This is a genomic window from Bdellovibrionales bacterium, from assembly GCA_016714165.1.
Lineage (GTDB): Bacteria > Bdellovibrionota > Bdellovibrionia > Bdellovibrionales > UBA1609 > JADJVA01.
This window is the reverse complement of record JADJNU010000004.1, coordinates 58780-80732: the sequence shown is the minus strand read 5'-3', so window position 1 is coordinate 80732 and position 21953 is coordinate 58780. Positions and strand designations below refer to the sequence as shown.

General features: G+C 45.7%; 18 protein-coding genes. 7 read left to right on the top strand and 11 right to left on the bottom strand.

The annotated features are described in order from the left end of the window. Positions 1–10: 10 nt before the first annotated feature. The 5 genes from kdpB to IPJ71_17330 all read right to left on the bottom strand — a co-directional run bounded on the left by kdpB (position 11) and on the right by IPJ71_17330 (position 5169). The gene (kdpB, locus tag IPJ71_17350; protein ID MBK7845415.1) at positions 11–2104 is read right to left on the bottom strand and encodes a potassium-transporting ATPase subunit KdpB; all 2094 of its coding nucleotides are present in this window, start codon (positions 2102–2104) and stop codon (positions 11–13) included. Positions 2105–2114: 10 nt separating this feature from the next. Next, complete coding sequence (gene kdpA, locus IPJ71_17345; GenBank protein ID MBK7845414.1) at positions 2115–3806, bottom strand: potassium-transporting ATPase subunit KdpA; 1692 nt, start codon at positions 3804–3806, stop codon at positions 2115–2117. An 11-nt stretch (positions 3807–3817) separates the two neighbouring features. After that, positions 3818–3901 (bottom strand): potassium-transporting ATPase subunit F, encoded by an 84-nt coding sequence (locus tag IPJ71_17340; GenBank protein ID MBK7845413.1) that lies wholly within the window; start codon positions 3899–3901, stop codon positions 3818–3820. 99 nt (positions 3902–4000) lie between these two features. Next, positions 4001–5068 (bottom strand): outer membrane beta-barrel protein, encoded by a 1068-nt coding sequence (locus tag IPJ71_17335; protein ID MBK7845412.1) that lies wholly within the window; start codon positions 5066–5068, stop codon positions 4001–4003. After that, the gene (locus IPJ71_17330) at positions 4984–5169 is read right to left on the bottom strand and encodes a hypothetical protein (protein MBK7845411.1); all 186 of its coding nucleotides are present in this window, start codon (positions 5167–5169) and stop codon (positions 4984–4986) included. The genes IPJ71_17335 and IPJ71_17330 overlap by 85 nt, the downstream gene beginning before the upstream one ends. A gap of 308 nt (positions 5170–5477) precedes the next feature. Here IPJ71_17330 and IPJ71_17325 point away from each other — a divergent pair, with 308 nt between their 5' ends. Continuing rightward, complete coding sequence (locus IPJ71_17325; GenBank protein ID MBK7845410.1) at positions 5478–7175, top strand: hypothetical protein; 1698 nt, start codon at positions 5478–5480, stop codon at positions 7173–7175. A gap of 157 nt (positions 7176–7332) precedes the next feature. On the opposite strand, the gene IPJ71_17320 is transcribed toward IPJ71_17325, so the two are convergent. Then, complete coding sequence (locus tag IPJ71_17320; protein MBK7845409.1) at positions 7333–7560, bottom strand: hypothetical protein; 228 nt, start codon at positions 7558–7560, stop codon at positions 7333–7335. 60 nt (positions 7561–7620) lie between these two features. On the opposite strand from IPJ71_17320, the gene IPJ71_17315 reads away from it, so the two are divergent. From IPJ71_17315 to IPJ71_17300, 4 genes are all read left to right on the top strand, one after another. After that, positions 7621–8673, top strand: a complete 1053-nt coding sequence (locus IPJ71_17315) for an HlyC/CorC family transporter (GenBank protein ID MBK7845408.1) — start codon at positions 7621–7623, stop codon at positions 8671–8673. A gap of 147 nt (positions 8674–8820) precedes the next feature. After that, positions 8821–11955: an efflux RND transporter permease subunit gene (locus IPJ71_17310; protein MBK7845407.1), complete on the top strand. Its 3135-nt coding sequence runs from the start codon at positions 8821–8823 to the stop codon at positions 11953–11955. After that, complete coding sequence (locus IPJ71_17305; protein MBK7845406.1) at positions 11952–12398, top strand: hypothetical protein; 447 nt, start codon at positions 11952–11954, stop codon at positions 12396–12398. Before IPJ71_17310 ends, IPJ71_17305 begins: the two co-directional genes overlap by 4 nt. A gap of 8 nt (positions 12399–12406) precedes the next feature. Beyond that, positions 12407–13708: a TolC family protein gene (locus tag IPJ71_17300; GenBank protein ID MBK7845405.1), complete on the top strand. Its 1302-nt coding sequence runs from the start codon at positions 12407–12409 to the stop codon at positions 13706–13708. A 36-nt stretch (positions 13709–13744) separates the two neighbouring features. Here IPJ71_17300 and IPJ71_17295 read toward each other — a convergent pair whose 3' ends face one another. The 3 genes from IPJ71_17295 to IPJ71_17285 all read right to left on the bottom strand — a co-directional run bounded on the left by IPJ71_17295 (position 13745) and on the right by IPJ71_17285 (position 18253). Next, positions 13745–14716, bottom strand: a complete 972-nt coding sequence (locus tag IPJ71_17295) for a magnesium and cobalt transport protein CorA (protein ID MBK7845404.1) — start codon at positions 14714–14716, stop codon at positions 13745–13747. Positions 14717–15747: 1031 nt separating this feature from the next. Continuing rightward, positions 15748–16233, bottom strand: coding sequence for a hypothetical protein (locus tag IPJ71_17290; protein ID MBK7845403.1), 486 nt, complete (start codon positions 16231–16233; stop codon positions 15748–15750). 862 nt (positions 16234–17095) lie between these two features. Continuing rightward, positions 17096–18253, bottom strand: a complete 1158-nt coding sequence (locus tag IPJ71_17285) for a hypothetical protein (protein MBK7845402.1) — start codon at positions 18251–18253, stop codon at positions 17096–17098. Positions 18254–18649: 396 nt separating this feature from the next. Between IPJ71_17285 and IPJ71_17280 the strand changes: the two genes are divergently transcribed. Together IPJ71_17280 and IPJ71_17275 are read left to right on the top strand one after the other, a co-directional pair. Then, complete coding sequence (locus IPJ71_17280) at positions 18650–19318, top strand: GNAT family N-acetyltransferase (protein MBK7845401.1); 669 nt, start codon at positions 18650–18652, stop codon at positions 19316–19318. Between the two features lie 545 nt (positions 19319–19863). Further along, complete coding sequence (locus tag IPJ71_17275) at positions 19864–20715, top strand: transposase (GenBank protein MBK7845400.1); 852 nt, start codon at positions 19864–19866, stop codon at positions 20713–20715. Here the strand turns inward: IPJ71_17275 and IPJ71_17270 are convergent. Together IPJ71_17270 and IPJ71_17265 are read right to left on the bottom strand one after the other, a co-directional pair. Further along, positions 20706–21287: a transposase gene (locus tag IPJ71_17270; protein ID MBK7845399.1), complete on the bottom strand. Its 582-nt coding sequence runs from the start codon at positions 21285–21287 to the stop codon at positions 20706–20708. The two genes, IPJ71_17275 and IPJ71_17270, sit on opposite strands and share 10 nt — an antisense overlap. Beyond that, positions 21284–21949 carry an IS66 family transposase gene (locus IPJ71_17265; GenBank protein ID MBK7845398.1) on the bottom strand — a complete coding sequence of 222 codons (666 nt, stop codon included), beginning with the start codon at positions 21947–21949 and terminating at the stop codon, positions 21284–21286. The genes IPJ71_17270 and IPJ71_17265 overlap by 4 nt, the downstream gene beginning before the upstream one ends. Positions 21950–21953 lie beyond the last annotated feature (4 nt).

The following is a 21953-nucleotide window of genomic DNA, read 5'->3' as shown; positions in this document are numbered from 1 at the left end:
TCCTTTCCGTTCACACAAGGCCAATGGCATTGATCACGACGTCGATGATTTTAATGCCGACAAATGGAGCAATCAAACCGCCCAGTCCATAAATCAAGAGATTTCGCTGCAATACCAGGGAGGCACCCATTGCGCGATATTGGACTCCCTTCAATGCCAAAGGAATGAGAGCCACGATAATAAGTGCGTTAAAGATCACAGCACTCAATATGGCGCTTTCCGGAGAATTTAAACCCATCACGTTTAAGGCCGCAAGGGGCCCCTCTTTCATACCGCCCATGAGGTACAGTGAGCTAAAGAGGGCTGGCAGAATTGCGAAATACTTGGCGACGTCGTTGGCAATACTAAAAGTTGTTAGCGACCCGCGAGTCATCAACAGCTGTTTGCCGATTTCCACAATTTCAATCAATTTGGTCGGATTGCTGTCGAGGTCGACCATATTTCCAGCTTCACGCGCAGCTTGGGTGCCAGTGTTCATGGCCACTCCCACATCCGCTTGTGCCAAGGCGGGAGCATCGTTCGTGCCGTCGCCAGTCATGGCCACCAAATGTCCTTTGCCCTGCTCCTCTCGAATGCGCTTTAGCTTTGCTTCAGGAGTAGCCTGAGCCATAAAATCATCAACGCCGGCCTCGGCGGCGATGGCGGCCGCAGTCATCGCGTTGTCCCCCGTAATCATCACTGTGCGAATGCCCATTTTTCTCAGCTCTGCAAAGCGATCCTTGATTCCACCTTTGACAATGTCTTTTAGCTGGACAACTCCAAGAACTTCACTTCCCTCAGAGACCACAATGGGTGTCTGGCCTTTCTTAGCGATATCTTCGATCACGATATCGAGTTCCCGGGAAAGCACGCCACCCTTCGACTGAACCAAAGCTTTGATTGAGTCTCCTGCGCCTTTGCGAATGGAGCGCAGTTTTCCGTTTTCCTCAAGATCGATTCCACTCATTCGAGTTTGCGCCGTAAAGGGAATAAACTTGGCATCGTGAGGCTGCAGGGCTTCGGCTCTAAAGGAGAATTTTTCTTTGGCCAAAACAACGATTGAACGTCCCTCTGGAGTCTCGTCTGAAAGCGAAGCCAGTTGCGCGGCCTCGGCCAGGCGTCCAATACTCACTCCTTTCATGGGAAGAAATGCAGTAGCCATTCGATTTCCTAGCGTGATAGTTCCGGTCTTGTCGAGCAACAGAACGTCGATATCGCCTGCCGCCTCGACCGCTCGACCGCTCGTGGCAATTACGTTCCGCCGTATCAACCGATCCATTCCGCTAATACCAATGGCGCTCAATAGCCCACCGATGGTGGTCGGGATCAAGCACACAAGAAGAGCTATCAACACCGGCACCGTCACAAGAGGAGAAAGATCTTGGCCAGCCGCTGCCCCACTGTAATCTGCAAATGGCTTCAATGTCATAACTGCCAACAAAAAAACAATAGTCAGTCCAGACAAAACAATGCTCAAGGCAATTTCATTTGGAGTTTTTTGACGTTTGGCCCCTTCGACCAGCGCGATCATTCGATCCAGGAATGCATGTCCCTGTTCGGCCGTAATCTTCACCAAGATACGATCGCTGATAACTCGAGTGCCCCCAGTCACTGCACTGCGATCTCCCCCGCTCTCCCGAATCACAGGAGCGGATTCACCTGTAATGGCTGACTCATCCACACTGGCTATTCCTTCAATGACTTCTCCGTCACCGGGAATGAGGTTTCCAGCCTCGCAAATCACGATGTCTCCCTTTTTGAGTTCCGATGCATTCACTTTGAACTCGGGCTCTCTGCCATTTTTCAACAAGCGCGCCTGGGTCGCGGTTCGCGTCTTGCGCAATTCCGCCGCCTGGGCCTTTCCCCTTCCTTCTGCTATCGCTTCGGCAAAATTGGCAAATAAGACTGTAAACCACAGCCACACTGCGATATGAAACTCAAAGCGATGCGATCCCCCGCCGATTCCAAAGACCGCATAAAGAGTGGTGATCATTGCTCCGATTTCAGTGACAAACATGACAGGATTTCTCATTTGCACGCGCGGGTCCAATTTGACAAAGGCATCTTTAAGAGCTGGGATCAAAATTTCAGGATTTGTCCATTGGTTGCTTGTATTTTTAGCCATAAATTTCCCCTTAAAAGGTTTGTCCCTTTAACATCAAAAAATGCTCAACAATCGGACCCAAAGACAATGCGGGCAAAAAGGTCAGAGCGCCAACAATCACGATCACGCCCACGAGCAGCACGCCGAAAATAGGTGTGTCAGTCGCGAAAGTGCCAGCTGTTAAAGGTGAGCTCTTTTTCTTAACCAACTGACCCGCGATGGCCAGTGCCGGAATGATGACGACAAAACGGCCGACCAACATCACAAGCGCCAACATCACATTGTAATAGGGGGTGTTTGCGTTCAGCCCCGCAAATGCGCTGCCGTTGTTGCCGGCTGCTGAGGTGAAAGCATAAAGAATTTCCGAAAGACCATGCGGACCTTTGTTCGCCAAACTGGATAGTCCGGCCGGAATGACGGCAGACAAGGACGCCCCCAACAAAATGACCGCGCAAGGTGCGAGAATCCCAAGTATCGCCATTTTTATTTCAGGCGCCTCGATCTTTTTGCCGAGGTATTCGGGGGAACGGCCGACCATAAGGCCTGATAAAAAAACAGTGAGAAGAACAAATAGGAGCATACCGTACATCCCCGCTCCCACACCCCCAAAAATCACCTCGCCGAGCATGATATTAAACAATGCCACCCCACCCGCAATCGGTGACAGGCTCGAGTGCATGGCATTTACCGAACCATTAGAGGCCGAGGTGGTGGCAGTCGACCAGATCAAGCTGTTTACCACACCGAACCGGGTCTCCTTACCCTCCATGATTCCCGACTGCTGAAACGCGGGATTAGTGATGTACTCAGAATACATGGAGAGCACCAACCCGCCGAACCAAACAAAGAACATAACGGCGAAAATAGCCCAACCCTGCCGCTGCGATTTTACCATTCGCCCGTAGGTGTATGTCAGCGCCGCTGGAATCAACAAGAGTGCCAGCATTTGAAGAAAATTGGAGAATGGTGTTGGATTCTCCATGGGAACGGAACTGTTGGCATTGAAAAATCCGCCGCCGTTGGTGCCGAGCTGTTTAATCGCGACTTGCGAAGCAGCAGGTCCCAGAGGAATCGTCTGCTTGGCTCCTTCCATCGTGACCACGTCTTTATAAGAACCGAAGCTTTGCACAACGCCCTGACTGATGAGGACCAGTGCCAACACAAAAGAGAGCGGCAGAAGAACGTAAACCGTCGTGCGAGTTAAATCGATCCAGAAATTTCCAATGGTACTTCCAGATTTTCTTAAGATTCCGCGCGCCAAAGCCAAAAATACAGCGGCACCAGTTGCGGCACTCACGAAGTTTTGCACACCAAGGCCGAGCATTTGCGTGAAATACGACATTGTGACTTCACCACCATAACCCTGCCAATTGGTGTTGGTCATAAAGCTCACCGCCGTATTGAACGAAGAGTGCCAAGTCGGGTTCGATAGGCCTTGCGGATTAAGTGGCAAAGTCTGCTGAAACATCTGCAGCAGGAACACCGCCAGAAAGCCAAAAAAATTGAACCACAGAAGAGCCTTCACATAGTCCTTCCAATTCATGTCCTCATTTTCGTTTACGCCCGCGATTCTATATGTGAGCGTTTCGAGCCACCCAAGTACCGGAGTCAAAAAAGTCCTTTGACCTTCAAAGACCTTGTGCATGAAGACCCCAAGCGGAGGAGTCAGGACAATCAATGTAACCGAATAAAAAATGATTTGTGTCACATCGGTGAACTTCATAGGACCACCTCTCAAAACCTTTCAGGGTTAAACAAAGCTATACCCAGGTAAATCAGAACACCTAACCCAACAAAACCCACAATTACAAAATCCATAAATCCTCCTGCATTTCAATCTACGCCCAAGGCGCATAAAAATGCTATAAATTCACCCGTAAAAAAAGCGCAAAAATCCGTAGTTACGGACTCTTTTCACTAAAAACTGGCCAATAATGAAACAGTGTAAGAGTCCTGTTGGTCCGTACTATTACCATTGCTGTCTTTGTAATAACCATCCTTATTCGACTTGTCCGAGCGATATTCTAAGCGACCCTCAAGGCCTTCAGAAATCGCGAAATTGTTGGCGACAGTGAAGGATGTGATTTTCTGCTGAATTCCACCCGCACCACTGAATCCACTCAGCGCAAAGCCTTTGTCGGAGTCATCAAAAATCTCATAACGTGGGCTCAAGGTATACCAGCTCACGGGTGTGTATTTGACATAGAGTGCAAGAGTCTTCCACTCGGCGGAACTACTGTCCGTTGCAATGGCGTGCTTTTGCAGGGCCAAAACGTAATCAGCTGCAACCGAGACCTCAGGGATGATCGCATAAGTCAGATTCAATTCGTGCAACTGCCGAGTGGCATCAGGATCACTGGATTCCTTGCCGGTCATAAAATTGTAGTTGGCTGCAAAACCCGATGCGGGAGTTGTGTTGAGACCAAGAGCCAGCGTGGGAGACATGTTGTTTTCCGCAGAAATACGCCCGTCCCAGGAGTTGAGAACCTGGACCGTCGCATTGAACTTGTCGGGAACAACTCCATACGAAAAGCTCGCCCCCTCATGCCAATAGGGAATTGCATAGTTAAACGAAAGGCTGCGCGAATATTGCATATTGTCTTTGGCCTTAGTTGTTTCATAGCCAATCATGGAATAGAACTTGCCGACCGTGATCGTAAGCTTAGGAATTTGGGAAGGTGAGTATCCAATTGTTGCCTGGGTCACATTGCGCGTGGGCTCTGTGGAGTTCGCAGTGGCCGGTTGACCATTGGCCAAGCTTCCACTGCCGGCCAAGCCATCCACCATTTGACCGAAGGCTAAATCTATCCGGAAAGACACTTCGCCAACTTTGCGCTTAGCCGAGACTTCGACCATGTTCAGGGTCATCACATTGTGTTGGTTGTCAAATACCCGGCCCTCTAGATAGGACGGTCCCATTGCAGGCGCGACAGGAGCGTGGGCTTGTGGGCTATTTTGATAGTAATGTCCATATAACCGTTGAATTCAAATGGCGACGAGGTCTTTTCCTCGGCAATCACAAACTGGCTTTTACAGCAAATTGTTGCAAAAATCAGAGCGCTGAGAACAACCTTTTTGAATAACATATTCACCTCCTCTAGCTAAATCTAAATGGATGCTTCAATTGAGTTCGAACTCTAACTATAATTCGTTTGCGTGAATCTGGCGCGTAAAAATAACGTAAATATTGAATGAATAGGCTCATTCTCACGTCTATCAAACAATCGTCGGATCTCATTATAGTTGAAGCAAAAGAATAAGTGAACGCCAAATTCTCCGGAAAGCACGATAGAAAACAACCTCACTCTTTACACCGATTTTACGCTCGCTACGATTTTCTCAGTGGTATGTATCCGGCATGAGAAGTCTAAAATTTAGTTCTCTCCGAATGGGTATGGGAATTATATTTGCGAGCTTTCAAATTTGTTGCTCCTCTGACAAAGGGGGCCGGCCCTCCGAGTCCTATCGTGACGGCGGCGAGGCGGTCATTTCTTTGGATGAAGTTAAATTGGACGCCTTGCAAATACGTTATGAAGTTGATCGTTTTCTGAATTTGACTTTGAAACAGAAGGTGCGTGTGCGGTTCAACGCAAGATTGTCATTGCCAGAATTTTCCGGTTCAAAATTAGTCCGGACTTATATTCCCCTCCCTAATGGAGACTACCAATTTAAATTGGCACTTGATGGTCGAACCGAGGACCAGACTCAAATCGAACCCATCGAATATCTTGAAGGCATTGTACAGAGCCATGGCGGTATTCTGACGACTGAGGTGGAGTTTGGTTATCGTGATTTGAAAGTCCTTCGCATGAGAAATAGACTGTATGTTGCTCTCGGGGGCAATGGCCGTACTAAGCACTTTACCGGATGTGAAAGTGGTTGTTCGAATCGTCCGCTCGAAATTCATCCTGCATTGACCTCGGGACTTTGGATTCCATCTGAAAATTCAACCGGCGTGATTCTGAGCACAGAACAAACCCCGCTCAACAGTTTTGAATCCTTAATTGCAATGAAACGGGACTACCACTCCAACTACGTGATTCAAATGGAACGGATTGCGAATTCACGCTCGCTTGCCCGCGCCATGCATCTCGATGAATTCAATATGGAAGACGGGGACCAGTTAAATTCCTTTCTCGCCGTACTCAACAAGCCTTATCTTGAAAAAGGCGGCTCAGCAATAGCTCGGTCGGCCATCTCCGATCTTGCGCGCGTGAATCCAAAGTTAAAGGTCGCGCCAGCTTCCATCGCAGACCTGCATGAGCTTTATGAAAATGGAACCGTCAGGGGTGATTTCGGGATGAGAATTTGTTACTTCTGGCTCACTAAATTCTTACTTCCGATCAAGGTTGATTTTGATTTCTTTCTAAATCAATGCTCTAGTCGGGCTTTTGCCGATCCTCAGTATTCTATGTTCGATGTTTCAAAAATCGCCAATATTAACGACATTAAATCAGCTGAATTCATTGGGGGCAGAACCATGAATATTCATACGATGAAGGGGTCAAAAACATCGGTTTCAACTAGCCAGAAGTATGTACGAGGATTGAACCTCAATCCACTTGGTTTAATCATGGGGTTATTCAGGGATACGATGGGCGTTACCATCCAATTACATTGGACAACGGAGGAAATCAAAGCCACTGCCTTTGACAGGCAATATATCGTAGGCAAGTACCTGATTCTTCAAGAGGCTTCGTTCGCATTGCAGATTGAATACGGGCAGAGTTGTACAGTCATTCGAGCGAAGCCCGGTGTTCTAAATGAAATGTCGGTTTTGTCACTTGCGAATATTTCTACTAGCCAATTAAAAACATTGGAGAGAGGGCTCATCTTGTGTTCAGAACTTGCAGAGAACAAGCAAGTAAGTGCCATCGAACATTACTATCATATCAATCAACAGTTCGATGAGGGCGATCTTCTCGATCGTGGCGAACGGAAAAACCAGCCATGGGTTCTCACCTTGCGTGGAATGTCCGCTAAGCGCCAATTTTTAGATTTCGTGAGTCAGTCGGAAACTAGCTCCGCGTCGTTTCCTATGACCCATCCGGGATTTATAAAATTAGGAGACTCGAACGTCGATCTAGACTAAACTGTCCACTATTATTGGGGAACTCTATACATATTCGTCATCTGAATGATGCAGGAAGAAGCCACCTTCCGAACTCGTAGGAATGTTGTTCAAGAGAAAATCAGAACACCATAAGAGTGGATCTGGCCTTGCTCTACTCACCAAAACAGAAATCCACTTAGGAAAAATAAAATTGATTCCCTTCGGATTCGCTGCGCAAAGCAGCCAGACTTCGTCCAATTGCAACCAAGCCGCTAGACTGCGTGCGAACAATAGAAAATTGACAGACTCTAGATAGCTCGCTATTCTTCACGAATGGATGACGACCCTGGTGGTGGCTTATTTGTCGCGCGCCTATTTCACATTCTGAATATTCTACAATTTCGGCAGTCATTGCTCTTAGCATCAGTCTCGGTGGGCATATTTCAACCAACCTCTCTCAAAATACAATGATCAGGAATTTTAAATGAATGAAGTAATAATTATCTTGCTATGTCTTGCAATCAACGCTCTCCTTGCGGCTTACGAAATGGCCTTCGTTTCAATCCCAAGGGCCGAGCTTCGCGCTCTTTCAAAATCAGGAAATAAGCACGCCAAAATTCTAATTAATTTCCGCGAGGTTCCTGAACGTACGCTATCGATTATTCAAATCGGGATCACTATGGTTGGAGCCATCGCAGCTGCGGTCGGCGGCGCGGGAGCGGGAGATAGCCTTGAACCCTATTTTATTCGGAATTTTTCACTGAGTGAAGGGTCTGCGGAAGCCCTTTCGCTTTTCTTGGTCGTGCTCCCTATTACATATCTGAGTGTCGTTGTCGGCGAGCTTGTACCTAAAACTTTAGCCCTTCGTAATCCTGCACGCATCGTTCTGCTTGGTGCACCCGCGCTCTTTAGGGCCGACCAATTTTTTTCACCAGTCATCACAGTTCTGGAGTGGTCGACACAAAAAATTTTGAGGGTTTTTTTTCCAAGATCAAAAGCAAAGATGTCGACTGAAGATACCACTATCGAAATCGATAGTTTTTCACCCGTTCATCAGAGAATTATGCTCAACATGGCGGATATTGAAAGGAAACAGATCAAAGACATCATGCTTCCATGGCTGCAAGTTGTCGTGGTTGAGCTCTCAGCGACCATGGATGAAGTCTTTCAGCTCGTGATTCATTCAGGTCACACAAGATTGCCTGTAAAAAATAGCGGAAAAATAGTGGGAGTTCTTCACACAAAGGAATTCATTGCACTTCGAGAATTGGGAGATACAAACTGGCAGTCTATTGTTCGGCCAGTCGTCAAGATTCACGCGACCGATTCTGCACTCGGAGTCATGAAGCTTTTGCAAGCAAAGAAGAATCACATGGCAATTGTTCTAAATCAACAAGGGGAGCGCCTCGGTATAGTGACTATTGAAGACATCTTAGAGGAAGTTGTTGGAGACATTTTCGACGAAGATGATGACGGACGGGTTCAAAAAGTTTACGCAGCCAAAATAAAGTCTCGAGTGATTCCTGTTGAGAAATGAAACGCTTCTAATCCAAGTGGATGATTCTTGATCTGACGCAGCAACTTTCAAAATTATTTGAGGAGAATTGAATCTCGCCTTCGTTGTTCACAACAGGTTCTGTTAAGCTAAATTGTCCTAACATTTGAAAATCTTGGAAAGGACTTTATGCTGAACCACTTAATTCAATTCTCGCTGAAGAAGCGACAACTTGTCGGCCTCATGACACTCGCTATCTGTGTCTATGGCGCATGGCTGCTTCGAAGCCTTCCCGTGGATGTGTTTCCTAATCTTAATCGTCCAACCGTCACTGTGTTGACAGAGGCTCATGGGCTTGCCCCTGAAGAGGTCGAGACCCTCGTCACTCTCCAGATTGAGACGATTCTCAATGGAACCCCTGGAGTTCTTCGTCTTCGCTCCAGTAGCGGCATAGGTATTTCTATTGTCTATGTTGAGTTTGACTGGGGAACCGCAATTTTCCACAACAGACAATTGGTTGCAGAACGTTTGCAACTTCTAGAAGGCAAGCTTCCATCCGGAATAAAGCCCGTGATGGTACCTGTGACATCGATCATGGGAGAAATTCAGTTTGTTGGAGTAACAAGTCCTGAAGGCAAAGTTCCCCCTATGGATTTACGCACATTAGCCGACTGGAACTTAAGACCACGCTTGATGGCCATCCCTGGAATCAGTCAAGTCGTGGTCATGGGCGGTGAAGTCAAACAATACCAAATTCATGTGTCGAGCGAAAAGCTTCAACGTAAAGCAGTCTCCCTGGAAGATTTAAAACATGCACTTTCTGAAATCAGTGAAAATACGACCGGCGGATTCATTGATATCAACGACAAAGAGTTTCTCATTCGTCCATTGGGTCGCGCATCTAGCATTGAGGAGATCGAGAACTCGCTTGTAGCTATACACTTTGGTCAGCCTGTTTTTGTCAAAGATGTGGCTGACGTTAGAATTGGCGCCAAAATCAAACGCGGCGAAGGAGGCATTAACGCAAAACACTCTGTCATCATGACAGTCCAAAAGCAGCCCAATGCAAGTACCATAGATCTGACTCGGGCTATCGACCGCGAGCTCAAAGAAATGGAGAAATCTCTACCTGAAGGCGTAAAGCTCGAGACGGATTTATTTAAGCAATCTCATTTTATTGAATCATCCATCGGGAACGTAGAGGAAGCACTGCGGGATGGAATTATCATGGTCATGATCATTTTATTTCTATTCCTCATGAATTTTCAAACCACTTTAATCACGTTAGTGGCAATTCCTCTCAGTTTGCTGATTACAGCCATCGTGTTTCACATTCTCGATATCAGTATTAACACCATGACATTGGGCGGGCTTGCAATTGCTATCGGCGAACTTGTCGACGACGCCATTGTTGACGTCGAAAATGTTTTTAGAAGACTTCGTGAAAACCGTCTCAGCGGTTCACCAAAAGGCAATCTCAGGGTGATTTATGAGGCATCTAGTGAAGTCCGAAACTCCATTGTCCTTTCAACGATCATTGTGGTCCTCGTCTTTATCCCGCTTTTCGCACTTGGCGGCATCGAAGGCCAACTTTTTGTTCCGCTCGGAATCGCTTATATCATTTCGATCATCGCCTCTCTCGTGGTCTCTCTGACGGTTACTCCTATATTGTGCTCGTACCTTCTTCCTCATTCCAAAGCAGTCCACCGAAAACAGGATGGACCCTTGGTGAGCCGTCTTAAGGCACTTGCCTTGACAATCTTAAATCTAACCCTACCAAGACCTAAACTTGTTTTACTTGCATCGGCTCTCCTTTTGATTGGAAGTATCTTACTCCTCCCACTTATGGGAAAAAACTTTTTGCCAGAATTCAATGAGGGAACTGCAACAATCGGTATTGCCGGGACCCCAGGTATCTCTCTTGCGGCATCTGATCGCCTAGGAATAAGGATCGAAGAAGCGATTTTGTCGGTACCCGAAGTAAAATCCACAGTGAGGCGCACCGGTAGAGCCGAGATGGACGAACATGCTGAAGGAGTTCACTGGCACGAGATTGATGTGGATTTCAAACCAAAAGGAAGGCCACGTCAAATAGTTCTCCAGGAAATTCGAGAGCGAATCGAAAAGGTCGGGGAGGTTTACGTCAACCTAGGACAACCTATCAGTCATCGCATTGACCATTTGCTTTCTGGCGTTCGCGCCCAGATTGCTGTGAAGGTCTTTGGCCCTGACCTCGGCGAACTAAGACGACTCGGTGGAGAAATCCTTGATGCTCTTCAGAATATCAAAGGCATTGTAGATTTACAGACTGAACCCCTGGTCTTGATTCCACAACTGAAAATTGCCATCGATCGTGAAGCAAGTGGAAAATATGGACTCCGAAGTGGAACTCTTGCTGAGGATTTAAAAATTGCGCTCAACGGTGAAACTGTTGCGAGTCTTTTGGATAATCAAAAAATATTTGACGTCTTTATGCGACTTGATGATCACTCAAAAAGCACACCAGATAAAATATCAGAAACCTTGGTTAAGTTTCTTCCAACGGGACAAGGAGTCAGACTTGGTGATATTGCAAATATCTACCAAGGGACCGGGCCCAATATGATTAATCGGGAAGAAATGCAGCGTCGCATCGTCGTTTCGGCAAACACTCACGGTCGTGATCTTGGAAGTGTTATCGACGAAATCAAAAAGGCACTCGATGAAAAAATCAAGCTTTCAGAAGGCTATTTTCTAAAACTCGGCGGACAATTTGAGAGCCAGCAAGCGGCTTCACAGCGCATCCTTTGGTTGGGCCTCCTCTCTCTATTGGGAATATTTCTTGTCCTCTTTATTCACTTCAAGTCGTTCATGTTAAGTTTCCAAGTCATGATGAACGTACCGCTCGCTTTAATCGGTAGTATTCTTGCTGTTTATTTCACTGAGAGAACGCTTTCAGTTGCAACTCTTGTCGCATTTATCACTTTGTGCGGAATATCGACGAGAAATGGAATACTGTTGATCAGTCATTATTTGCACTTAATGAAAGATGAAGGCGAAAACTTTGACGCTAGAATGGTTATTCGGGGATCCCTTGAAAGGCTTGTTCCTGTTCTCATGACAGCATCAACAGCGGCACTTGCTTTGGTTCCTCTGCTCTTGTCCAAAGATGAACCTGGAAAGGAAATTCTTTACCCAGTGGCAGTCGTTATAGTGGGTGGGCTCATTTCATCGACGATTTTAGATCTCGTCGTAACACCAACTGTATTTCTCAAATTTGGAAAAAATGCCATTCGAAAATATTTATTTCAGAGTCAACAACACCATCAAGGAGATTGGAAATGAATGCACTTTTTATTAGCTTAGCAATTTACTTTTCAACTGGGGTTCAGGCACACGACGGGGGACATGGACCAAAACTGACGGACACAGGAAAGTACGGTGGGCTTGTTTCAGCTGTCGTTCTAAAGTCTGACGCAAAAAAGGGAGCCGAAGCTGCACTTATTCACAAAGCTGAGCTCGTTAGGTCAACTGATGGAACCACTCGCGTTTACCTCTACGACACGACGATGAAACCACTGGAAATCAAGGGTTTCGATTTAAAGGCCTCAGCGAGCCTTAAAACCAAGGTCAGGGGAAAATGGAAGACCACGGAGTTCAGTCTTGAGCAAAAAGATGGATTGTTTGTCGGAAAAATGCCGAAGACTGAGACTAAACCCTACGACATTGACATATCATTAAAGCAAGGCGGCAAAGAACTACTTTCAGCATTTGACAACCTCGACTAGGAGTTTCTATGAAAGATTGGATGGCATCGAGTGGTCTCTTAATTAGCTTATTTATTCATTTTACAGCTCCCACTTGGGCTTCCAGTTCTCAAACGGGTGATTCCAGCATGCGAAAAATCAGATTTGATGATTTGTCCAATCTTGTTCTTGAAAAAAATGAAAATGTTGAAGCCGCGAGGCTCCATATGAAGGGACAAAAGAATCGAACGGGACGAAAGTTGCGATCTTTCCTCCCTCAAGTTTCGGCTGTGGCTGGACAGGAACAATTCAAAACTGGCACTGGAGACACGACAAATCAAGACTACTGGAAACTCGAAGCGACAGTTAATCTTTATAAAGGTGGTCGCGACAAACTTGAAGACAGGATTCGGGACTCTAGCCTGAATTTGTCTCAAACGCTTTTGTCACTGGAATATCAAAGGGAGCTAAAGGAGGCCAGGCTGGCCTATTGGAAAATCACAGCACTCACGAAACAAATCGAAGATCGCAATGAAGCACTCAAAATAAATGAGTCCAATCTTAAATCAGCAAAAAAGCGAGCTGGGGCTGGACTGACCACGACTGCCGATGCTAAACAATTTGAGCTCAATCGAATCTCTCTTGAAAGAGAGATCACAAAAATGAAGCTCGAAAAGGACCTTGGCCTCAATCAACTCGCAGTCGCACTTGCACTGGATGAGCACGAAGATATTGAGTTAAGTTCTGAATTTCCAAGGGTGACGGATAAGGACTTTCAAGACACCGAAGCTTCTTCGGATCAACACCTCGCTGCCAAGGTTCAAAATGATCTTGAAACCATTGAGCAGCTAAAAGCCGATCAATCTGCTAATTGGTGGAAACCAAAGCTCGATCTTTATACCGGATACGGCCTTCCTTCACTCTCCAATGACTATGACCGGGCTATGAGAAAAAATAAAGAGTGGACGGCAGGTGTTCGAATGACCATTGATCTGGGGCAGGGTTTTGAAGATCGAAAGGAAGCCCTTGCAAGACAGGCAGAATCTGCGTCTTTCAGAAAACGAGCCACCCATGCCATTCGTGAGGGCAGGGCCTTGGCTCATGACTTGAAACATGATTTGAGCAGCCTTGGCGAGCTCATCAAAACAGCAGATCAAGATGTTCAGGTTGCAGAAAGCTTTTTGAGGTTAACCGAGAATGAATATAATCGCGGAGTTAAAAATGGACCCGATTTACTTGAAGCCGCTCAGAAATACTTTGAATTTCGCGATAAGCGCACCGAATACTATCGAGACTTTTACTCCACTCAAGCTGAAATCGAGAGCTTGGTCTCAAAGAACCCTGTTCCGTGAGAACTACCAAAAATGGACTGAGAGGCCAATGGCCAATTAGACCCAGCCTGCCTTTTTAAGTCTCCGGTATAAAAGAAAACAGCCCAATGCAGTAATACCCAAAGTCATTGGATATCCAAAGCGCCATTTTAATTCTGGAATGACTTCGAAATTCATCCCATACAGACTGAATATGACCGTGGGAAATGCGAGAATCGCGCCCCAACCTGCCAGCTGCTTGACGACCTCATTCTGTCCCACACCTACCAGCGCTAGGTTTACTTGCATTGCGGTGGTCAACATTTCTCGCATGTTATCAAGTGCGCTGACCAGGCGTGCAACATGGTCTTGAACATCGCGAAAGAAAGGTCGTAGCTCCTTTGGAATAATTTCATCATGGAATCTCATCAGTTCACTGCAAATATCGCTGATCGGGAGGGCCGCATTTCTTAGCTCCAGCAATTCGCGCTTGAGTTCATAGATTCGTTCTATAACTAACCTGTCAAATTGGCCTTTGAAAATATCCACTTCTAAGGCGTTAAATGTATTTTCAAAATCAACGACAATCGGTTGGTAGTTGTCGACGACAAAGTCGAGCAGCGCGTAGAGCGCAAATCCCGGGCCCTTGCTCAGCATCTTGCTATTTCTTTCACAGTATTCACGGACTTGTTTATAGCTCGCCGAAGCCCCATGCCGAATTGATATTAAGAAATTTGAGCCAATAAATAAATGGGTTTCTACATAGGAAACCTTCTGATTCACAAGCTGAGCCGTCTTTACCACAATAAAAAGAGATTCGCCGTACGTCTCGATCTTGGGCCGCTGATGGGCATTGAGCGCATCATCGATAGCGAGCTCATGGAGACCAAATTCCTCTCTGATCTTTGATAACATTTGCACGTCAGGCTCATGCAGACCAAGCCAAATGAAAGCGTCAGGTTCTTTGACAACCTCACTGATGTCATCGATGGTCACATCACTAAGATGTTGTCCTTTATTGTAGGCAACACAATTTACAACCATATTCATTTTTTCAACCTAAACTGTGGAGATTCTCGCATTAATTCTTATCGAGTGTGCCAGGGTGTGTAAATCAAATTGACTATTTTGACACACCCGCTGTTGAGGCCGTTTCGATCCCGATCAGTTAATTGACTTTTGATAGGAAAGGATAACTTCGGATGAACTTCAAGGTGCAGGATGAGGCCCAACATTTTCTTGACGGTTTAATGATAAAACACGTCCACTTTCAGACTGGCACGGCTGCGTTTTTAATCCAGACCGTGAGCGCTCCATACACCCTATTTTTGTGATGTGAATTTTTCTCATAGATTACTCCATACCCAAGGAGGTATGAGTGAAAAATTCTGAGAAAACATTTAAGACCAGAGAATATTGGCAGACCAAAATCAAGGAGGCAGAGAATTTTTCTGGCCCCGATGACCTTTCCACCGAAAACCGAACCAGTTGAAAGATGAGTCTCTCTGTATCATAAACCAAAAAAGTGAGAGGCGAAGATGAAGAGGAAAAGATTTAGCGAAGAGCAGTAGGGCTACCCGTATTTAAATTCATGACTCAAAAATCTCATGGGCACCCAAACTACTACTGCGCATATAGCGACTGATCACTTTCGCCCGGCCCTATGGTGTGTGCTCATCTCACTTGTGTGGCGTTCGGCTCAAGTCTTCTCTGGCCTTCGTGTTTAAACTTGAGTAGCCGTAGCAATTCTCATGCGGTGCTCTTCGTCCTTGAGAGCCTTGGCCCCGGCCCCCGTCCTCTCTCTTTTGCCTTAAGCATCGGCATTGGTATATTTCACCGTCCACGTAATTATGCTACCATAGTCTCGACTCAAGAATACTCAATAATTGGCTCTCAATGGGAGCTATGGCGTTTTTTTGCCGAAAACACGGGTAAATCACTAATACGGTTCATAGTCGGAGCAATTTGGGCTTGGCTGCTTCTTAAAGCCTGAAAAGCCAACAAGCGAAAAAAAAAGGAAAAACGCAGAGAACCATCCGAACATTACCAAATCCTAACTTTCATCATCGGACCAAGGTTCATTAATCAAGAGGCCAGACTATGATCTTTCCTTGACGGGAAAAAATGGCAAAATATGCCGCTGTTCCCTTGACTCGGTTTTTAGCTAAATACAATTTTCTAGGAGGTGGACCTTGAAGGTTATGCCAACTGTTAGGTGGAATCTGGGAGACCTCTAACTCAGGATGCGCAACCAAAAGATTGGGCAATAATTCATCTGTCACCCATGGACCCTCAAGCCTCTCAACCGAGAGTAAATGCGTGATGTATCTTTCATATTCGAACAAAGACAATTTTAGAGTCTTTGGCGACGGTTCTGCGAAGACCGACAACAGATCCAAGTAATCCCCCAACACCTTTTCGTTCACGACTTCATTTGATTCGAAGCTCCAAACAATCTGTTCTCGCTTAAGTATTTTAACGCATTCAGACTTCTCAAGGTTGCTGGTGGCAAATGCGCTCAGAGAGAAACTCAAAGTAATTAAACATCCAAAAAATTTGACAAGCATAAAACAATTCCCTTCAAACCAACTTCCTAAAAAAACCGGAATGATCGTAGCAGAAAAAAAACCAATACTCTCAAAGACGACACCGATTTGCCCCCATTATGAGGCCCGAAAAAGACAACTTCTCCTAAATCTTCTTATTCGTCGCCATCTTTAAGAGGAGGCATCAAAATCAGGGTCGCTGAATCTAGCAGAATTTAATTCACTGAGTCAAGCTGATTTGATGTAAGAAAAGTCTTGTTAATAATGATTTACCCATGCGTTTAGGCAAAAAAAATCAAAAACATCTCAAGATAATATTGGATGGATCAAATGGACATGGATATTTTATTCGCGCTCGATAATTTACTAACAATTTTCCCCCGATTTTGCCATAAATCAAAAAGTGGACAGTGAAATATACCAATGCTCGCTCAGGCAAAGAGAGTGGATGGGATCCGGGGTCAAGGCTCTCAAGGACGAAGAGCACCGCATGAGAATTGCTACGGATACTTGAGTTTAAACATGAAGACCAGAAATCTCGAGCTGAACGCCACAAATTGTGAGATGAGCACACAACCATAAGATCCCAGCGAAAGTTATAAGACGCTATATGTGCAGTAGTAGCTGATTGGATCTCTGATATTTTATTGCGCGATTTTTATGTATGGGTAAACAAAAAAGGTTAAGTTCTGGGAAGGTCAATCTTGGGCTCGAAGGCTTGGAGTGAGACTGTAAGAAATTTTGTGTATGAGTGAGCGGCATCACTTCTTGCACTCACAGTGTCTAGCCAAATTTTCTTATTTGGGCAAGACATTTCTCGCCTTGATCTTCCCTGGTGGTCTTTCAATTTGAGTAGAGCAAAAGAAATTTAAAGCTTAAAATTCTACGGGAGTTCGACATCCCATTCAGCGAGCTTTTTCAAAATAATATCACTTGAAACAATAGTTGGTCCCAGTGCAGGACAGTAATTGAAATTAATCGACTCAAAATCAGTCATAATTGCATCCAACGAGCAAAGTTCATTTGAGTCTGGATCTAGCCCTCTAATTTGAAACAGAATTCCTACAGCCACCCCAGCTTCATTTACAACAAGGCTTCCTGACGAGCCGGGAGTTGCGTCTCCATGTAGTATTTTAACACCCGGCTCAGCATCCCTATGAAGTTCGGCCTTACTTACCTTGAGAGAGCCATCCGCATCAGGATAACCTGTGATGGCAATGTAGGAGCCTTTTTGAACCATACTAAGTAGGATAAAAGAGTCCTTTTTAAATAGCTCAATGTGCCTAATGAGGTTTTGGTAATATGTTGCCGAGGATTCATTTTGCCAGGCAAGCAGGGGATTCCAAGACCTCCCAATAAGAGACCCAGACAAGAATTCAGACCAAGTAGTATGTGGTTGAAGTTTCGTAAAACCGTCTTTAAGAAAAAGCTGAAAAATCTCTTCCGAAGACTTTTTATTGGTATCAATCGAACCTAACTTTGATTGGGTTTCGAAAATCGCTTCAAAGAGATCTACAAACTTTTCTATCTTCTCAAGAATAGCTTCCTTACCTCGATATGTTGCCCCGGGGAAGCCTGCTACAAAAAGAGATTCACCGGCAACAGGCCCAGATTTGCCTAAGCTGATAGGAACTGCATTGAGGCCAGATAATTTTATTATTGCAAAGTCCCAACCACCATTGCCATGACGAGAATTGGAGCCGAGTAATTTGATGCCTTTAGCTTTGCTGCTATCGGGGAGGATTAGTGCAAGAGATTTACAATTTAGAGGTCCACGTGAGCCATCGTAACCAGTATCTACATAGCCATAGTCTCTTAGGCATTGGGTAACATTATGAACATTAGTAACCATCACTTCATTTGAAATTGCAAATGCCGTCCCATGCATTTTGGGAGCAATTTCAATTTTGAAGACACTATTTTCAACCGAAGAAAGTGGAAAATGAGGCAGATAACCGGGATTAAAAAAGCCTTCGGTATTCGCGGTCGCAAAAGATACCGATGTGAGCAGCGTAAATAGTAAAAAACATGTTTTTTGCATTAACGGAATCTACAATGATAAGCTCTGACTTCAAAGCGACCCTTTCAAACCATAAATTTTTTACACCTTGAAGAGGCTAGGGGTAACTCTCCTAGCCCCCAAAAGCTTTAAATGAGGTCCAGTTCAACTCGATCCCCAAAATGGATTGAGAGCTGTGCAATGACCTGTCCCCAGTTCCATTTTGGAGTAGTCCATTTCACTGTCGCATCCTTCACTGCCAGGTAGAGCAGACGGCTAAGGATTTCAAATGCGATTTAGGCCCGATTCAAAAGTATTCCTGGCCGCCCCACCCGAGCCTAATCCCAATGTTTCTCCAGGAAATCTTAGGTTACACAGCTTTGAGAGCACCGATGCCTCTGTTTACACAATGGTACGAAATTTGCTTGATCTGGAGATATGTTAGATCTTTTCATTGTTCTGATTTGGTTTTTTGTGACATCTTTGGTCTTACCTAGTGACTCACTTGGAGCAGAAATCTGCCATGTTCAACTGGGGGGTGCACTCAATCTTTCCCGGTCTGAAAATATAGAGCAACTTAAATTAGCGACCGCGTGTTGTCAGTTAAGACCGGTAGATCCTGACTCAGACTTAAATTTTATGATCAAGTTATTCGGAAACCCAAAGGTCAGAAGGATGAGTGGGGATCGGTTGGATGCCGATAGGGTAAAGGTTATATTTCGTCGTGGCCAAAGAACTCTCGCCTCCGCCTTATCCGTCAGAGATCTTGCGATCGATTTCGTGATTGAAGTTGACAACGAACTTGTTGGATCTATTCAGTTAGTTCGAGCGGACCTTCAAGCCATCTATGACTATGAAATTGGTCGCCCGAGTGAAACTTGGTTCTCCATCGGTTATTCCCTGATGCCTGAAGTTTGGGGGCGAGGTTACGGTACTCAAGTGGTGGATCGGGTTCTTCAATTTGCGTTTGATCACTTGAATGCCACCGGTGTCCATGCTTCTGTCCTAAAGAAAAACGCTGCTTCAAGAAATATCCTCAAAAAATTGGAATTCAGCGGATTTCCAACTGCTGACCGCAAACATGATCATTTCTTTCGTCGGCCCTAACGATCGGGTAGACGGCTAAGGATTTCAAATGCGATTTAGGCCCGATTCAAAAGTATTCCTGGCCGCCCCACCCGAGCCTAATCCCAATGTTTCTCCAGGAAATCTTAGGTTACACAGCTTTGAGAGCACCGATGCCTCTGTTTAGAATTTGAGGATTCACCAGATCTAGAGATTTATTGGGTCTAATTGCCAGCGGGCTATAGGGTGCCATTCCTATTTTTTGGAAAAAAATGGGACCGATAGCCCACTTACATCTAATCTTCTACGTAAGGTTCTTGATTTTGGCCCACTGGACCGGATACGAATTGGTTCAAAATTTGCAAACACATTTGTTCATGTATAAAATTAACTCTCTAATTCAGGTAAGGTATTTTTCACTGCAGCAGTTCACTTTAATTTTAAGCTTCTGGGCTCTCCGAATTATAGAAGGTGACTCATTTTGTTAATACCTAAGTCGAGCATTGTCGCTGAAATAAAAAAGTCCATCAAACAAGACCTTTCGCATAAGCTTTAATTTGCAGAAAAAAACTCGCGGAGGTACAAGGATGGACTTCTCTTATCTCATCACGACGGCCCTTGGTTTACAAGGTGTGACTATCGAAAAATTTGAATTTGACCGGTCAGAGTTGAGCTTAAAAGTATTCGTGAGGCAAGATCGAGCCTCCTGTCTCTGCCATCAATGCGGCAATCAGATAGGCTATGTACATGAGTGGAAAGAGAGATCTTTGCGTGCCCCGCCGTTTGGGGCCTTTTTGTATGTGGAGGTGATTCTCTTTCAGCTGAGAGGGTACTGTTTAGGGTGTGACGATAGGATTAGGTCGGCTCACATTCCCTTTCTATATCCAGACTTCGACACTTTGACTTATTCCTTCTGTGAGTTTGCAGGTCGACTTATGGAGGAAATGCCCTGCGAGGCCGTAGCCAGATTTTTAAATGCATCGTCAAAAACGCTTTGGTCACTGGATCAAAATCGGATGGTCAATCTGAAACCACTCCTGAGATTGCCAGAAAATATAGATTTGGAAAAAATGAGTGGAGATGAGGTTCACTTTCGAACGATGCCGAAGGAGAATAGCCTTGATCGACCTGAGATCAAGTATGTCACCAATCTTGTTTGTTATGATCAGTCAAAGGTTTTAGCAAACGCTCCTGGGCGATCGGAAAGATCCCTCCTCACTTGTTTAAATCAGCTATCACCTGAACAACTTGCAAAGATAAAGTATTTTTCCCTTGATATGCACGAGCCATTTATCAAGGCCGTTCGCAAAATGTGCCCCAACGCTAGAATCTGCATTGATAGATTCCACCTGGCTGAATATGCAAACAATGTCTTTGATGATGTACGAAAATGCGAGTTCCGAAGTAAGCGATTCAAAACCCGTATTTTTCAGGCTTGAGAATCAGGTGATAAAATGATCTCAGCGAGGCGCTCGAAGTCTTCGAGGGATTTGGCCAGTGGTAGCTCAGTAAGCAGTCGAACCATGGCTGTGTAAGGATTCACCCCATTGATTTTGGCTGTTACAGTGAAGCTGTACATGAGACTGCTGGCCTCGGCCCCCGCGGGGGTGTCGGAAAACAGCCACGCATTCCTTCCGATGGCATACTTGCGGATCGCTCTCTCCGTAAAGCCATTGTCCGCCTCCAGACGCCCATCCTTGAGGTAGCCTGTCAGGTACTTATACTCATTCAAGAAGTAGCGGAAGGCCCCTCCAATCTTGCTTTTGGCTGGAACCTTGGGCTGATGTCTTTCAGCCCACTCCTTCATTTCTTTCCAGATGGGCTCAGCTATTTCCAACCTCAGGCGATACCGCTCATCAGAAGACTTCTCGCCGATCTTCTCTTCCAGATCGTAGAGTTTTTTAAAGTAACCAAGGCCTGTTTCTCCAAGACTTCGGCCGGACTTAGCCCCATCCACTGTGGCGGATTCAAACTTCCTGCGGGAGTGCATCCCACATCCTATGCGGATCACTCCTCTTGTTTCTCCAACACATCGTAGGTATTCAATCCGTCACATTGCAGATATCCTGTAATCCCGTCCAGAAGCTGCCTGGCCGTTTCCTGGCTCCGGGAGATGCGATAATCAAACAGAACAATCTTCTTGTCCCCGTAGGGCGTACTCCTCACCCACATCCATGATTTGTCTTCGGCCTTCCTGCCATTCTCTTTGAGAACCTGCACTTGCGTCTCATCCACGGCCACATAAAAAGAGGCGAGTAACCGGTCTGAAAGAACTTTCCAGACAGGCACAAGAGCCTGCGCCACTTGCACCACCCAGCGGGCCATCGTGCTGCGGGGAAGATCAACTCCCTGACGATCCATGATCTCCTCAATCCGGTACAGCGGAAGTCCATCGCAATATTTGGATGTCATAATGAAGGCAAGTAACTCGGGAGTGGCAATCCCCTTAGGGATCACAGAAGGCACAGGCGGAGCGGTCTTCACATAGTCCCCGCTGTCCACTCCATACTTGGCCCTCTCATAGCGGATCACACTGACTTTAGCTGGCTCATACTTGAGCTTCTCCGAAAATTCCCAACCAATCACCTTGAGAGGTTGTCCCTCCTCAGAAAAACGCTCATTTTCTGGAAGCTCGATCTTCACCACTTCTCGCTCAAGGTTCTCGTAACCCATCAAC